Raw genomic sequence first — 14,761 nt, forward strand, 5'->3', positions numbered from 1 at the left:
CCTGTTGCTGACGGCCATGCTGGCCTTGACCGGTTGCCAGACCGCCCCACAAAAAGGCCTGACGCCGGCTCAGGTTGCTGTCCTCAAGCAGCAAGGCTTCGAGTTGACCGATGACGGCTGGGAGTTCGGCCTGTCGGGCAAAGTGTTGTTTGGCAGCGATGTCGAAAGCCTGAACCAGCAAAGTACCGAAATCGTCGAGCGTATCGGCAAGGCGCTGCTGGGGGTCGGTATCGAACGGGTGCGGGTCGATGGTCACACCGACGCTTCGGGCAAGGAAACCTATAACCAGCAGCTGTCACTGCGTCGCGCGAAAAGCGTCGGCAAAGTGCTGACCTCGGTCGGCATGAAGGAAGAGAACATCCAGTTGCAAGGCCTCGGCAGCCGCGAACCGGTCGCTTCCAACGACACCGCAGCCGGCCGCACCGAAAACCGCCGGGTGTCGATCGTGGTCAGCGCCGATTAATCGGCGAACTGCATTTCGCGGGTCTCACCCATCAACAGACCCTGATTGCGCTCGGTCACCTCTCGGATGTAATCCCACAACAGGGTAATCCGCTTGAGCTTGCGCAGATCCTCCCGGCAGTACATCCAGAACTGCCGGGTGATATCGATTTCCTCCGGCAACACCGGTAGCAGACGCGGATCCTGAGCCGCGAGGAAGCACGGCAGAATCGCCAGCGACCTTCCTTGCTGCGCCGCCACGAATTGGGCGATCACGCTGGTGCTGCGCAAATGGGCGCTGGCGCCGGGCAACACGTTCGCCAGATACAGCAGCTCCGAGCTGAACGCCAGGTCATCCACGTAACTGATGAATTGATGCTTGCCCAGATCGGCGGGGCGGCGGATCGGTGGGTGTTTGTCCAGGTAATCCTGGGTCGCGTAGAGCTGCAAGCGGTAGTCGCAGAGTTTGCAGCACACGTACGGTCCGTGTTCCGGGCGTTCGAGGGCGATGACAATGTCGGCCTCGCGCTTGGACAGGCTGATGAAGTGCGGCAGCGGCAGGATGTCCACGGAGATTGCCGGGTAAGCGTCGACAAAGTGGCTCAGTTGCGGGGTGATGAAGAAGCTGCCGAATCCTTCCGTGCAGCCCATCCGCACATGCCCGGACAGCGCGACGCCGGAGCCGGACACCTGCTCGCAGGCCATGTGCAGCGTGCTTTCAATCGACTCGGCATAACTCAGCAGACGCTGGCCTTCGGCAGTCAGCACGAAACCGCTGGTGCGCGACTTTTCGAACAGCAAAGTGCCGAGCGCCGCTTCCAGCGAACTGATCCGCCGCGACACGGTGGTGTAGTCCACCGCCAGGCGTTTGGCTGCCGTGCTGGCCTTGCGGGTACGGGCGACTTCGAGGAAAAACTTGAGGTCGTCCCAGTTCAGCGAGCCTAGAGAGGTGATGTTTTTTTGCATGATGGACGGGCTTATATGTGCGTTCTTATTAGAAGTTTGCACATCTATACTCCAAAAACGGTCCGACAACCAATTCGTGACACACGCCTCATCTCAAGGCGGATCTTTCGCCTTGGCTCCCAAGATAAAAACAATTTCCGGAGACCAGCATGAACGCATCGCTTACGCCCAACGAAACCACGATCCAGAAGGTCAAGCTGCTGATCGACGGCGAGTGGGTCGAGTCGCAGACCACCGAGTGGCACGACATCGTCAACCCGGCGACCCAGCAGGTTCTGGCCAGGGTTCCGTTCGCCACCGCCGCTGAAGTCGACGCCGCCGTCAGCGCCGCCCAGCGCGCCTTCCAGACCTGGAAGCTGACCCCGATCGGCGCGCGCATGCGCATCATGCTCAAGCTGCAAGCGTTGATCCGCGAGCATTCCAAACGCATCGCCGTGGTGCTGAGCGCCGAGCAGGGCAAGACCATTGCCGACGCCGAGGGCGATATTTTCCGTGGCCTGGAAGTGGTCGAACACGCCTGCTCCATCGGCAGCCTGCAAATGGGCGAGTTCGCCGAGAACGTCGCCGGCGGCGTCGACACCTACACCCTGCGCCAGCCGATCGGTGTTTGTGCCGGCATCACGCCGTTCAATTTCCCGGCGATGATTCCGCTGTGGATGTTCCCGATGGCCATCGCCTGCGGCAACACCTTTGTACTCAAGCCATCCGAACAGGATCCGCTGTCGACCATGCTGCTGGTGGAACTGGCGATCGAAGCCGGCATTCCGGCCGGTGTATTGAACGTCGTGCACGGTGGCAAGGACGTGGTCGATGGCCTGTGCACCCACAAAGACATCAAGGCCGTTTCGTTCGTCGGTTCGACCGCCGTCGGCACCCACGTTTATGACCTGGCCGGTAAACACGGCAAGCGCGTGCAATCGATGATGGGCGCGAAGAACCACGCGGTGGTGCTGCCGGATGCCAATCGCGAGCAAGCGCTCAATGCACTGGTCGGCGCCGGTTTCGGTGCGGCCGGTCAGCGTTGCATGGCCACCTCGGTGGTGGTGCTGGTGGGGGCGGCCAAACAGTGGCTGCCGGATCTGAAAGCGCTGGCGCAGAAACTCAAGGTCAACGCCGGCAGCGAGCCGGGCACCGATGTCGGTCCGGTCATTTCGAAAAAGGCCAAGGCGCGGATTCTCGACCTGATCGAAAGCGGTATCAAAGAAGGCGCCAAACTCGAGCTGGACGGTCGCGACATCAGCGTGCCGGGCTACGAGAACGGCAACTTCGTCGGCCCGACCCTGTTCTCCGGGGTGACCACCGACATGCAGATCTACACCCAGGAAATCTTCGGCCCGGTGCTGGTGGTGCTGGAAGTCGACACCCTCGATCAGGCCATTGCGCTGGTCAACGCCAACCCGTTCGGCAACGGCACAGGCCTGTTCACCCAGAGCGGCGCGGCGGCGCGTAAATTCCAGACTGAAATCGACGTCGGCCAGGTCGGCATCAACATCCCGATTCCGGTGCCGGTACCGTTCTTCAGCTTCACCGGTTCGCGCGGTTCGAAACTTGGCGACCTCGGCCCGTACGGCAAGCAAGTGGTGCAGTTCTACACCCAGACCAAAACGGTTACGGCGCGCTGGTTCGATGACGACAGCGTCAACGACGGCGTGAACACCACCATCAACCTGCGCTGAGGAATGGCCATGAAAATCGCATTTATCGGTTTGGGCAACATGGGCGCGCCAATGGCGCGCAACCTGATCAAGGCCGGGCATTCGCTGAATCTGGTGGACCTGAACAAGACCGTGCTGGCGGAACTCGAGCAACTGGGCGGCACCATTCGCGCTTCGGCTCGCGAAGCCGCTGAAGATGCAGAACTGGTGATCACCATGCTGCCTGCCGCGGTGCATGTCCGTAGCGTCTGGCTTGGTGAAGACGGTGTTCTCGCGGGGATCGGCAAAGGCGTGCCGGCAGTGGATTGCAGCACCATCGATCCGCAGACTGCGCGCGATGTGGCGGCCGCGGCTGCCAAACAAGGCGTGGCCATGGCCGATGCACCGGTGTCCGGTGGTACCGGCGGCGCCACGGCGGGGACGCTGACCTTCATGGTCGGCGCCACTCCTGAACTGTTCGCCACCCTGCAACCGGTGCTGGCGCAGATGGGCCGCAACATCGTGCATTGCGGTGAGGTCGGTACCGGCCAGATCGCCAAGATCTGCAACAACCTGTTGCTCGCCATTTCGATGGTCGGCGTCAGCGAAGCGATGGCGCTGGGCGATGCGCTGGGGATCGACACCACGGTGCTCGCCGGAATCATCAACAGCTCGACCGGCCGTTGCTGGAGTTCGGAAATGTACAACCCGTGGCCGGGCATCGTCGAAACGGCGCCGGCCTCGCGCGGCTATACCGGTGGCTTCGGCGCCGAGCTGATGCTCAAGGATCTGGGGCTGGCCACCGAGGCGGCACGTCAGGCCCATCAGCCAGTCATGCTGGGCGCGGTGGCGCAGCAGTTGTATCAGGCGATGAGTCAGCGCGGGGAAGGGGGCAAGGACTTCTCGGCGATCATCAACAGCTATCGCAAGCCGCAGTAATCGTCTTCAGATCCAATGCAGTAGGTGTTGCCGGGAAATCACGTCGGGTGGTTTCCCGGCCTTTTTGTATCAGGCGAACACGAAATATTTGCGCACGGTCTCGACCACTTCCCAAGTGCCTTTCATGCCCGGCTCGACCACGAAGATGTCGCCGGCGCGCAGGTGGATTGGCTCCATGCCGTCCGGGGTAATCACGCAGTAGCCTTCCTGGAAATGGCAGTACTCCCACTTCACGTAATCGACCCGCCACTTGCCCGGCGTGCAGATCCAGGTGCCCATGATCTTGCTGCCGTCTTCGCTGGTGTAGGCGTTGAGGTTGACGGTGTGCGGGTCGCCCTCGAGCTTTTCCCATTTGCAGGCGTCGAGTACGGGCAGCGGGTGGGTGTCGCGCAAAACGGTGATAGGTGCGGTCATTGGTGAGTTCCAGAATGGGCCTTTGAGCGGAAGCTGCACCCTATAGCGCCGGGTACTTTGCCAATTGTCTGGGCTCGACATTCAGTTGCTCATAAACGCAACAACGATTTGCACTGAACGGTTAATCAATGACCCTTGGAACATTAATCAAAGCAATGTACTGATCTGGAACAAGGGTTATGAACTTATAACAAAATTACTTGCTTTAATTTCGCAGGTGATACGCCAGCGAAGTCATCGCTAGTTTGCTTTCCATAGTTGGGCTGAGCGCGGCGGGGCGCTCCATCCTACCCAGACATTGTTAAGTAAATATGTCGCTCCGACCCATCGTCCGCACCAATCGAGTGCAGCATTTACGGGCGTGTGCACGTCCGTCTCAGATCAAATAAAAAACTTTGAACAGCTCGTTGACTCTCCCCTTAAGGGCAGAGTTTAGATTTCCGCCGCGCGAGAAGTTGCTGTAGGAAAAGTTACTTCTCGTATGCGGAAAATATGAGTCAGCCACGACATATAGGGAGATAGAAATGAACAATCCATTGGACTTGGAACAGGTCATTGGCAGCACCCGCGCCATTCTCGCGCAGTTGCTAGTAATGAGCGCCGATGAAATCGATGAGCACAGCAGCATCGTCGAAGATCTGGGGGCGGATTCGCTGGACATCGTCGACCTCAGCTTCCAGCTGGGCCGCCAGTATGGTTGCACCTTGCCCAAGACCAGCGTGCTGGACCATGCGGTAGCTGTCTGCGGGGATGCCAGCGAGTTTGTGGCCAACGGCCGGATCACTGAAAACGGCAAGGCCCTGCTGGAGCAAAGCCTGAGCGCCTACGCACCGGACCAGCTCAAGGCCGGCATGCAGCCGGCGCAGGTGTTCGCGGCCACCACAGTTCTCAACTGGGCGCAGCAATGTCGCAATCTGTTCAATTACCTGCCATCGAGCTGCCCTGACTGCAACGCCCATCAAGCCGTGCTCAACGAGCGTCAGCAAGTGGTCTGCGGTGCCTGCAGCGCACGCCTGGTGCCGGCCGATGGCGACGAAGTCTCCCGTCAACTGGTCGAGCAGTTTGTGGCCACTCACGTCAAAGAGACGGTGTAGGAGCTCACATGCGGGCACGAGAAGTCTATGTGAGCGGGTTCGGCCTGGTGGCGCCCATGGCGCTGGACGCTGCCACGTTGTTCGAGCGCATCTGCCGGAAACAATCCTGTGTCCGCGAACATCCCCGGTTCCAGGCGTTGGGGTTTCGCAACAGTGCGGCCGGGTTTATCGATGACGTGCAGTGGCAGAAGATCGCGGCTGGATTCGGTGGCAATGCAGCGCTGCACCCGCGTCAGAGCGTGCTGGCCGAGTACGTCGCGCGTCAGGCGTTGCGGCACGCCGGTCTGACTCCGGCCGACGTTGCCCACAGCCGCAGCGGCCTGTTCCTGGGGGCCAATAAATACTGTGCCGACAGTCACGATCTGCAGCGGGTCAGTCGATGCATGGATGACGCGGGGCGAGTCGATCTGGATCGCCTGCTCGACCATCCGGCACCGCCGAGCGCTGCGTTCGTGCGTCGGGTTGATCAACAGACCCAGCACCTGGCGGACTGGCTCGGTATACGCGACTGCATCTCGACCCATTCCGACGCTTGTGCCGCCGGCACCATGGCCATCGGCAGCGCCTACCGGGCGATCGAGCGCGGTGAGGTGGATCTGGCGATTTGCGGTGCCGTGGAGCTGATGGCCAACGAGCTGCCTTATTACATGTTCAACAGCCTTGGCGCGCTGTGCCAGGCCGACCTGCCGGCAGGCGAGCAGAGCCGTCCCTTCATGCCGGATCGCAGTGGTTTTGTGCTCAGCGAAGGCGCGGCCCTGGTGATTCTCGAATCCGCCGAGCATGCCCGACGACGCAAGGCCAGGCCATTGGGACGAGTGTTGGGCTACGCCAATGTCTGCGAAGCCCAGAAGATGACCTCCAGCAGCCGGGATGGCAGCAAGTACGAGGAATGCATGGACGCTGCAATCGAAGATGCCGGGCTGCTGCGCAGTGCCGTGCAACACGTCAATACCCACGGGACTTCCACCCAGGCCAACGACAGTTGCGAGGCCCTGGCCCTGCAACGGCTGTTTGGCGAATGTCGGGACTTCATGACCTTCACCGCCAACAAGTCGGCCATGGGTCACTCTCTGGCGGGCAGCGGCGCCATTGAAGCCGTACTGTCGCTGATGACGTTGCGCGACGGTGTGCTGTTGCCGACCTTGAACTATGAGCCTGAGCGCGCCGAGTACCCTTCATTGAAGTTCCTCAGCGAGCCTGTGCACCAGCCGATCAACGTGGTGATGTCCAACTCCTTCGGATTCGGCGGCGTCAACAGTTCGCTGGTTCTGGGGAGGGCATGACATGAACAGAGCCCTCTACATCAACGCGGCTGCCGTGCTCAATGCCGCCGGCAGCGAATGCGCCGACCTGCTCGCGACACCGCCGGTGCCACAACCGCTGGCCTTCGACCCGCAACGTAACGCCCTGGTGTTGCCCGCGCCGCGCCTGGCCAGCGATCTGTTCGATCGCAAGATCCAACGCAGCGTCGAGCCGCAGGGGCTGCGTCTGCTGCATTGCGCCGCACGCCTGGCGCCCGCGCTGGCGTCGCTGCAACTGCCTGCTGCGCGCATTGCCCTGACCGCCGCCATTCCGGAAGTGGACGCGCCTAGTCCGTGCTGGGATGCAGTGCAGGCGATCCTCGAACAGCCGCACAAACAGCTGTCGCAACTGTTGGCCAACACCCCGCCATTGCATGCGTTGACGCTACTCAACAGCAGTGTGATGGCTTACGTGGCCGAGGCGCTGAATTGCCATGGTCCGATGGGCGGCTTCTGCTCCCAGGACAATGCCGGGCTCGATGCGTTGATCGAGGCCTGCCAGCAAATTGCCGAACAACACGCCGATGCGGCGCTGGTGGTCAGCAGCAGTCCGAACCTGACACCGGCCCTGTACCTGCGCGAGCCCGCTTTGGCGGACGAGCCGGTTTACGGTGAAGGCGCTGCGGCGCTGTTGCTCAGTTCGGCACCAGCGCAGGACGCTACGCAGATCTTGCGTGTCGCCGGGTTTGCCCGAGGATACAGCGCCGATCCGCAGCGCACGCTGGCCGTCGGCAAACGCGTGATCGAACGCGCCCTGAGCGAGGAAAAACTGCGAATGGGTGACGTTGCCAAAGTGGTGGCCAATCCCGCCGACCGGCAACTGATGAGCCTGTTTGAATCGACGCCACAACACCTGCGCAATGTCAGTGCAATGACCGGCGAACTGGGCGCCAGCGGATTGCTGACCGAGGTCGCCATGGCTTTGCACCACAGTCGCGAAGCAGGCGCTGTGCCTGGTTACACCTTGCTCGTCAGTCATGGTCGCGCCGGTCACTGGGGCGCATTGCTGTTGGCCAGTGAAACCCTGGAGAAGTACGCATGAGTGCGACACGGATTGTGATCACCGGAATGGGCGCGGTAACCGGATTCGGTTTCGAATGGCAGACCCTCTGGGAAAAAATGCTCGGCGCCGAACACTGCGTGCGCCCCTGGCAGCCGCAAGACCTGCAGGACAATGAGTTTCCGGTTCGCTACGCGGCGCCCGTGGACATGACGTTGTTACCCGGGCATTTGCAGGACCACCCGGCCTGGACGCTGCCCCTGGAAAAACGCAGTCGCTTTGGCTGGGTGGCTGCCACCCAGGCCGTCGCCGACAGCGGGTTGAACCCCGAGCAGTTGCGCGAGGCTGCCGTGCTGTGTGCCTCCGGGGCACCGCAACACATGCTCGCCGACATGCTCCTGACCCAGGCGCCGGACGGCGATGCAGCGGACTGGCGACACCTGATGGCGCGGGCAACAGAAGTCAGCGCCGAGGGTTCCTTGCGTCAGGCCAACGACCGTCTGGCGCGAGTGATTGCCGACGACCTCGGTTGTGAAGGCCCGGTGATCAATATCAGTAGCGCCTGTGCCGGCGCATCCCAGGCGATCGGCAATGCGTTCCAGATGATTCGTCGCGGCGAAGTGAATGTTGCCGTGGCCGGTGGTGCCGACTCGGTGCTCAACCTCGACACCATGGCCGCTTTGTACCTGCTGGGCGCAGCCTCGGGCGAGCAGCGCTGGGGCGCTGATCTGTGCCGGCCGTTCGATCGTGACCGCAGCGGTCTGATCGCCGGCGAAGGCGGCGGGTTTGTCGTATTGGAAAGTCTTGAGCATGCCCTGGCGCGAGGGGCGACCCCGTATGCCGAAGTGCTCGGTTACGGCAGCAGCCTGGATGCCTACAAGGTCACCGCACCGCAGCCAGAGGGCCGGGGCGCCGCGCTGGCCATGCAAGCGGCGCTGGACGATGCGGGGTTGCAGCCGCAGCAGATTGACCTGATCAATGCCCACGGCACCTCGACGCCCCTAAATGATGTTGCCGAGACCCTGGCCATCAAGCAGGTGTTTGCTCAGCACAAGCATTATCAGACGCTGGCGGTCAGTGCCAACAAGTCGCAATTCGGTCACCTGATCGCGGCGGCCGGGGCGCCGGAGTGCATTGTCACTGCGCTGGCCTGTCTGAACGATCTGGTCACACCCACCGTGAACCTGCACGAGGCCGATGAACGCTGTGATCTGGATTATTGCGCCGGTCAGGCCGTCAGCCGTCGTGTCGATTACGCCCTCAGCAACTCCTTTGGCTTTGGCGGCCTGAACACCTCGCTGGCCCTTGGCAAATATCGGGAGCACGGACAATGACTAGCGCTACTGCACGCATTGCCATCGCTGGCAGCGGTTGTGTGTTGCCCACGGGTTGGGGCGTCGAGGGTTTCTGGGCGGCGGCCCGGGAAGGTCGCAGTACGATCACAGCGCTGCAAACAACGCTGTTTCACAGTGAACGCATCGCCGCATTCGGACAGATCGATGACGCCACGCACCAACGCAGTCGCCAGGACGTTGCGCAAAACCTGCAGCGTTACTGCCCGCCGGCGGTGATCTGGGGCGTCAGCGCAGTGCGTCAGGCGCTGGCCGAGGCCGGCGTCGAACCCGGTCAGGACGGTTTGCGTTATGGCCTCTATTGCTGTCAGGGCGGGTATACCCATCCGTCGGTGGCTTCCTATGGGGAACTGCTTCAGGAGTGCCGCACCGACAGCGCAGCCGACATGAACCGCCTCGCCCGTCAAGTGTTGCAGGAGCGTGCGCTCGATCCGTTTTTGGTGCTCAAGAGTCTGAGTAACGGCTTGCTCGGCGTGGTCAGTCTGGCCTTGAAGCTGGAGTGCGAGTGCAACGCCTATATGCAAGGCGTGGCCGGCAATCTGGCGGCATTGCGTCAGGCGCACAGTGCCTTGCAGAGTGGGCGCATCGACGTGGCCATCGTGGTCGGGGCCGGCAGTGAACTTGACCCGCTGGCGCTGGCCGCGCTCGCCGAGGCCGGTGTGATCGGTACCGACGGTTCCCGGCAGATGCTCGCCTTCGACCGGAAGGGTTCGGGCGGCATTGCCGGCGAAGGCGCCGCTGCGCTGGTGCTGCGGCGGGCCGCGGATCTGCCGCCGGAACCGCAAACCTGCCTGACGGCGCTGTACGCGCACCCGCGTCTGGACGCTCTGAGCCTGCCGGACAAACAGGTCGATTTGCTGATCAGCAGCGCCACCGGCACTGCGCAAAAGGACGCCGATCTGGCCCGCACCCTGGCCCGTACCGGCGCCGCACACATCACCAGCGGCACGGCGCTGACCGGCATCCTCAGCGGTGCGCCGAGCCTGGTCGACCTGATCCTCGCCCGCCAGATGCTGCAGGCCCAAAGCATCGCGCCGATTGCCGGGCTGACGCAGCCGGTGGATACGCATCTGCCGTTTGTGTCGGGCGAACCACGGGATGCCGTTCTGCACGATTGCCTGGTGATCAACCGCGACGACAACGGCTTCAGCGCCTGTTACCAACTCGACTTGCAGGCGGACGACTGACCGCTTCAAGGCAATACATCGCTTCTGAATTTTTACTCAAGGGATATGACTGTCATGGATTACCGCGATTACGTTCGGCCAAAATTCGTTGAACTGATGCAGGCCCTGGGCCTGGAGTGCCAGTTCCATCGGGCGCAGGGCAGCAAACTGTTCTACCGCGACAAGCAGGGTGACGAAGTGACCGTGACCGATTTTCTCGGTGGCTACGGTGCCGCGCTGTACGGTCACAACGATCCGCAATTCGTCGATCAGCTGTGCGGCCTGCTGCGCGCCGATGTGCCGTTCAACGCGCAAATGTCGGTGCGTGGCGCGGCGGGGCAGTTGGGGCGCGAACTCAGCGAAGCGTTCAACCGTGAGCTGAACAACACCGAGCGCTACATTTCCACGTTCTCCAACAGTGGCGCCGAGTCGGTGGAAATCGCCGTCAAGCATGCCGAGTACCGTCGTCAGAAAAACCTGCAGAAGCAGTTCGACGAACATGATTTCGAACTGGCGAATCTGGTGGCCAGTGACAAGGCCTATGTCGAGTTGGAAATCGACGATCTCGATCTGCCGGCCGGTCTGTTGCCGCCGCACCTGACCAGCGTGACCGTGCGTCAGGTGGCCGAGGCGGTGCGTCAGCACAACCTCGCGCAACTGCATGTCGAGCCGGTCTTCCTCGCGGTGCGAGGCAGCTTCCACGGCAAACTGGTGAACACCGTTCAACTGACTTACGGCAAGCAATACCGCAAGCCGTTTGCCCGTTTCGGGCTCAACGTCGAATTCATCGATCCGGATCAACCGCAGCAGTTGCAAGAGCTGCCGGCCCGCCATCAGCATCACTGGCTGAGTCTGGCGTGGAGTGGCGAAACCCTGCACGTGCGCCGTGAAGCGTTCAGCGCAATCACTGCCGTGCTGCTGGAACCGATTCAGGGCGAGGGCGGGATCAACGAGTTTGCCAAAGAGTTCTACCTGGGCCTGCGTCGTCTGTGCAACGAGCAGCAATGCCCGCTGGTCATCGACGAAGTGCAGTCGGGTTTCGGCCGCACCGGCACCTTGCTCGGCGCCACCCATTTCAACCTGCAGGGCGACTACTACTGCCTGTCCAAGGCACTGGGCGGCGGCTTGATGAAAATCGCCGCCACCGTGATTCGCGCCAGTCATTACGAAAACGATTTCAGCTACATCCACAGCTCGACCTTCGCTGAAGACGATGCGTCGTGCCACATCGCGCTGTCGGCCCTGCGCCGCTTGTTCGAGAACGACAGTGCCATGCTCAAGGATGTGAGCAAGAAGGGCGAGTACCTCAAGACTTCGCTGCTGGAGCTCAAGGCGGCCTATCCGGACGTGATCGCCGATGTGCGCGGACGCGGCCTGCTGCTGGGCTTCGAACTGCATGACCTGACCGGTACCAGTTCGCTGGTCCAGGCGTCGGCGCAGTACAACGAAGCGCTGGGCTACATCATTGCCGGCTATCTGTTGCAGTTCGAGTCGTTGCGTGTGGCGCCGTCGGGCAGCAACGCCAATGTGATTCGCCTGGAACCCCCGGTGTGCATCACCTTCCAGGAAATCGATGGCCTGATCGCTTCGCTGCAAAAAGTCTGCGACATGCTGCGTCGCCGCGATGCCTTCCCGCTGGCCGCCGGTGTGTGTGCCGACAGCATTGCCCAGGTTCCGGCGCGCGATGTCAGCTTCACGGAGACCGAAAGCCTCCCAAAGCCTGACGAGAACGTGCGCGTGGTAGCACGCGTGGCGTTCATCAACCACCTGATCGATGCGGACATGCTCAGTGATGTCGACCCATCGCTGTCGACCCTGAGCCCGGAGCAGAAGCGCGAGTTCATCAAACGCATGGCCCCCGAGCGCCGCGCGGCGCCTATCGGCCCGGTGCAGATCCGCTCGAAACTCGGCACGGCGGTGGAGTTCACCCTCTATCCGCTGTGCATGGATTCCGATGCGATGGCGGCTTACATCGCCAGCGGCGATCTGGAAACCATCCGCGAGGAAGTCGGCAATCGCATCAAGGATGCCCGCGCCGACGGCTATGGCGTGGCCGGCCTGGGCATGTACACCTCGATCGTCACCAACAACTGTCAGGCGCTGAAAATCCCTGACATGGCGCTGACCTCGGGCAACGCGCTGACCATCGGCATGGGCCTGGAAGCGATCGAGCAGGGCTGCAAACAGCAAGGTCTGGAACTGAGCCGGCAGACCGCTGCGGTGGTCGGTGCTGCCGGCAACATTGCTTCGACCTACGCCTCGCTGTTGTCGACCCGTGTCGAGCACCTGATCCTGATCGGCAGTGGTCGCGACGGCTCGCTGCGACGCCTGGAGAAAACCGCTCAGCAGATTTACGCCGAAGCCGCCCGGGCCATTCTCAAGGGGGTTGCCGAGCATGATCGTCTCGCCAGTCGCCTGCAGCCGCTGCGGGGTATCGACGCCCTGCTGCAAGCCCATGGCAACAGTGCCGATCTCGGGCAGCGTGTGGCGCAACTGGTCGATGAGCAACTGGGAAGCGACGCGTTCATCACCGTCAGCAACGACCTGGATACCTTGAAGCAAGCGCGCATCGTGCTGTGTGCGGCAAATGCACCGCAGGCGTTTCTCGGTGCCGGACACTTTGCCGAGAACAGCGTGATCTGCGACATCGCCGTTCCGCTGAACGTGGACCAGAACCTCGCCGGTCAGCGCTCCGACGTGCTGTACATGCACGGCGGGATTGTCCAGACGCCGCTGGGTGATGGCCTGGCCCCCAACGTTCGCGCCTACCTCAAGCAAGGTCAGTTGTATGCCTGCATGGCGGAGTCGGTACTGATGGGGCTGTCGGGCATGAAACAGCACTACTCCTACGGCGACATCAGCCGTGAGCAAGTGCAGCAGATCCGTGCACTGGCCGCGACCCACGGGTTCAGCCTCGCGCAGTTCAAAACCGATAACTCGCTGTAAGGAACGGTCATGCCGAACAAAGTAGCAGTAGTGACCGGCGGCAGCCGTGGCATCGGCCGCGCCATCGTCCTGGCGCTGGCAGGTGCCGGTTATCAAGTGGCGTTCAGTTATGTGCGTGATGAAGTAGCGGCGATGGCCTTGCGTGATGAAGTGCAGGCGTCGGGCGTGGATTGCCTGGCGCTGCAATGCGACATCAGCCGTGGCGACAGCATCGCGTCATTTTTCGAACGGGTCGAGGCGCATTTCCAGCGCGTCGATCTGCTGGTCAACAACGCCGGCATTACCCGTGACGGCTTGCTGGCGACGATGCCGGCGAGCGACATCCTGGAGGTGATCCAGACCAACCTGGTCGGGACCTTGCTCTGCTGTCAGCAGGTGCTGCCGGGCATGCTGCGCCAGCGCAGTGGCTGCATCGTCAATATCAGTTCGGTCGCCGCGCAAAAGCCCGGCAAGGGCCAGAGCAACTATGCCGCGGCCAAGGGCGGGGTCGAGGCCATGACCCGTGCGCTGGCGGTCGAGCTGGCGCCGCGCAATATCCGGGTCAATGCGGTGGCGCCCGGGATCGTCAAGACCGAGATGAGCACCGCACTGATCGGCAGTCAGGAGGAGCAGATCCAGTCGCGGTTGCTGATCAAGCGTTACGCCGAACCCGAGGAAATTGCCGAGGCGGTGCTGTACCTCGCTGACCGTGGCCTGTACCTGACCGGGGAGGTCCTGCCGGTGAACGGCGGGTTGAAAATGCCATGAGCCGCACCATTCTGATTACCGGTGCAGCCAAAGGCATCGGGCGCGCGGTGGCCGAGGACTTCGCGGCCAATGGCGACAATCACCTGATCCTGCTGGACCTGGACTTGCCGCAATTGCAGGGCTGGGTCGATGAGCAGCAGGAGCGGATCAAGGCGCGGGTCGAGACCCACGCGGCGAACATCGCCGACCTGCCTGCCATGGAAGCGTTTTTCAAGCAGCTCGGCGCCCGGATCAAGCAGGTCGACGTGCTGGTCAACAGTGCCGGTATCTGCAATGAAAACGAGCCCGAAGATCTGCACAACTGGCACAAGGTGATTTCGGTCAACCTCAACGGTACGTTTTACGTGACCTCGCTGTGCCTGGCGCTGATGCCGGATCGGGGACGGATCATCAACATGTCCTCGATCCTCGGCCGGGCCGGCAAGGTGCGCAACACTGCGTACTGCGCTTCCAAGCACGGCATCGTCGGCATGACCAAGGCTCTGGCACTGGACCTGGCGTCGCGGCAGATCACGGTCAACGCGATTCTGCCGGCCTGGATCGATACGCCGATGCTCCAGGGCGAACTGGCGACGCAAGCGGCGATCGCCGGTCTGACCCAGGAACAGATCGTGCGCAACGCGAAGAAAAAACTGCCGATGCGCCGCTTCATCCAGAGCGAAGAAGTGGCGGCAATGGTGCGTTACCTGGCCAGTCCTGAAGCCGGTGGGGTCACGGCCCAGAGCCTGGTGATCGATGGCGGCGTCGGATTGGGAATGTAG

13 protein-coding genes are annotated in these 14,761 nt (G+C 62.1%); 11 read left to right on the forward strand and 2 right to left on the reverse strand.

The window, feature by feature from the left end:
• Positions 1–16 precede the first annotated feature (16 nt).
• Complete coding sequence (locus I5961_RS03605) at positions 17–463, forward strand: OmpA family protein (RefSeq protein WP_371807405.1); 447 nt, start codon at positions 17–19, stop codon at positions 461–463.
• Here the strand turns inward: I5961_RS03605 and I5961_RS03610 are convergent.
• Positions 460–1,407, reverse strand: coding sequence for a LysR family transcriptional regulator (locus I5961_RS03610; RefSeq protein ID WP_085701334.1), 948 nt, complete (start codon positions 1,405–1,407; stop codon positions 460–462). The genes I5961_RS03605 and I5961_RS03610 overlap by 4 nt on opposite strands.
• 149 nt (positions 1,408–1,556) lie before the next feature.
• Between I5961_RS03610 and I5961_RS03615 the strand changes: the two genes are divergently transcribed.
• Both I5961_RS03615 and mmsB read left to right on the forward strand, forming a co-directional pair.
• Positions 1,557–3,083: a CoA-acylating methylmalonate-semialdehyde dehydrogenase gene (locus tag I5961_RS03615; protein ID WP_085702395.1), complete on the forward strand. Its 1,527-nt coding sequence runs from the start codon at positions 1,557–1,559 to the stop codon at positions 3,081–3,083.
• 9 nt (positions 3,084–3,092) lie between these two features.
• Positions 3,093–3,980 (forward strand): 3-hydroxyisobutyrate dehydrogenase, encoded by an 888-nt coding sequence (gene mmsB, locus I5961_RS03620; protein WP_227234377.1) that lies wholly within the window; start codon positions 3,093–3,095, stop codon positions 3,978–3,980.
• 69 nt (positions 3,981–4,049) lie between these two features.
• Here the strand turns inward: mmsB and I5961_RS03625 are convergent, their stop codons facing one another.
• Positions 4,050–4,394: a cupin domain-containing protein gene (locus I5961_RS03625; protein WP_039592382.1), complete on the reverse strand. Its 345-nt coding sequence runs from the start codon at positions 4,392–4,394 to the stop codon at positions 4,050–4,052.
• 524 nt (positions 4,395–4,918) lie between these two features.
• Between I5961_RS03625 and I5961_RS03630 the strand changes: the two genes are divergently transcribed.
• The 8 genes from I5961_RS03630 to I5961_RS03665 are packed head-to-tail and all read left to right on the forward strand — an operon-like array spanning position 4,919 to position 14,761.
• The gene (locus tag I5961_RS03630; RefSeq protein WP_227234379.1) at positions 4,919–5,488 is read left to right on the forward strand and encodes an acyl carrier protein; all 570 of its coding nucleotides are present in this window, start codon (positions 4,919–4,921) and stop codon (positions 5,486–5,488) included.
• A gap of 8 nt (positions 5,489–5,496) precedes the next feature.
• Positions 5,497–6,771: a beta-ketoacyl-[acyl-carrier-protein] synthase family protein gene (locus I5961_RS03635; protein WP_227234380.1), complete on the forward strand. Its 1,275-nt coding sequence runs from the start codon at positions 5,497–5,499 to the stop codon at positions 6,769–6,771.
• A 1-nt stretch (position 6,772) separates the two neighbouring features.
• On the forward strand, positions 6,773–7,831 hold the full coding sequence (locus I5961_RS03640; RefSeq protein WP_227234382.1) for a beta-ketoacyl synthase: 1,059 nt from the start codon (positions 6,773–6,775) through the stop codon (positions 7,829–7,831).
• Positions 7,828–9,123, forward strand: coding sequence for a beta-ketoacyl-[acyl-carrier-protein] synthase family protein (locus I5961_RS03645; RefSeq protein WP_227234384.1), 1,296 nt, complete (start codon positions 7,828–7,830; stop codon positions 9,121–9,123). Before I5961_RS03640 ends, I5961_RS03645 begins: the two co-directional genes overlap by 4 nt.
• Positions 9,120–10,328, forward strand: coding sequence for a beta-ketoacyl synthase N-terminal-like domain-containing protein (locus I5961_RS03650; protein WP_227234385.1), 1,209 nt, complete (start codon positions 9,120–9,122; stop codon positions 10,326–10,328). The genes I5961_RS03645 and I5961_RS03650 overlap by 4 nt, the downstream gene beginning before the upstream one ends.
• Before the next feature lie 54 nt (positions 10,329–10,382).
• The gene (locus I5961_RS03655; protein ID WP_227234387.1) at positions 10,383–13,253 is read left to right on the forward strand and encodes an aminotransferase class III-fold pyridoxal phosphate-dependent enzyme; all 2,871 of its coding nucleotides are present in this window, start codon (positions 10,383–10,385) and stop codon (positions 13,251–13,253) included.
• Positions 13,254–13,262: 9 nt separating this feature from the next.
• Entirely contained in the window at positions 13,263–14,000 is a 738-nt protein-coding gene (locus tag I5961_RS03660) for a 3-oxoacyl-ACP reductase family protein (protein ID WP_085685527.1), read from the forward strand.
• Complete coding sequence (locus I5961_RS03665; RefSeq protein ID WP_085701344.1) at positions 13,997–14,761, forward strand: SDR family NAD(P)-dependent oxidoreductase; 765 nt, start codon at positions 13,997–13,999, stop codon at positions 14,759–14,761. Before I5961_RS03660 ends, I5961_RS03665 begins: the two co-directional genes overlap by 4 nt.

Source organism: Pseudomonas sp. IAC-BECa141, assembly GCF_020544405.1.
Taxonomy (GTDB): Bacteria; Pseudomonadota; Gammaproteobacteria; order Pseudomonadales; family Pseudomonadaceae; genus Aquipseudomonas.

Coding starts and splice junctions, on each gene's coding strand:
- I5961_RS03650 (WP_227234385.1), top strand. CDS start 9,120: ATGACTAGCGCTACTGCACGCATTGCCATCGCTGGCAGCGGTTGTGTG.
- mmsB (WP_227234377.1), top strand. CDS start 3,093: ATGAAAATCGCATTTATCGGTTTGGGCAACATGGGCGCGCCAATGGCG.
- I5961_RS03645 (WP_227234384.1), top strand. CDS start 7,828: ATGAGTGCGACACGGATTGTGATCACCGGAATGGGCGCGGTAACCGGA.
- I5961_RS03640 (WP_227234382.1), top strand. CDS start 6,773: ATGAACAGAGCCCTCTACATCAACGCGGCTGCCGTGCTCAATGCCGCC.
- I5961_RS03665 (WP_085701344.1), top strand. CDS start 13,997: ATGAGCCGCACCATTCTGATTACCGGTGCAGCCAAAGGCATCGGGCGC.
- I5961_RS03655 (WP_227234387.1), top strand. CDS start 10,383: ATGGATTACCGCGATTACGTTCGGCCAAAATTCGTTGAACTGATGCAG.
- I5961_RS03610 (WP_085701334.1), bottom strand. CDS start 1,407: ATGCAAAAAAACATCACCTCTCTAGGCTCGCTGAACTGGGACGACCTC.
- I5961_RS03635 (WP_227234380.1), top strand. CDS start 5,497: ATGCGGGCACGAGAAGTCTATGTGAGCGGGTTCGGCCTGGTGGCGCCC.
- I5961_RS03630 (WP_227234379.1), top strand. CDS start 4,919: ATGAACAATCCATTGGACTTGGAACAGGTCATTGGCAGCACCCGCGCC.
- I5961_RS03615 (WP_085702395.1), top strand. CDS start 1,557: ATGAACGCATCGCTTACGCCCAACGAAACCACGATCCAGAAGGTCAAG.
- I5961_RS03605 (WP_371807405.1), top strand. CDS start 17: ATGCTGGCCTTGACCGGTTGCCAGACCGCCCCACAAAAAGGCCTGACG.
- I5961_RS03625 (WP_039592382.1), bottom strand. CDS start 4,394: ATGACCGCACCTATCACCGTTTTGCGCGACACCCACCCGCTGCCCGTA.
- I5961_RS03660 (WP_085685527.1), top strand. CDS start 13,263: ATGCCGAACAAAGTAGCAGTAGTGACCGGCGGCAGCCGTGGCATCGGC.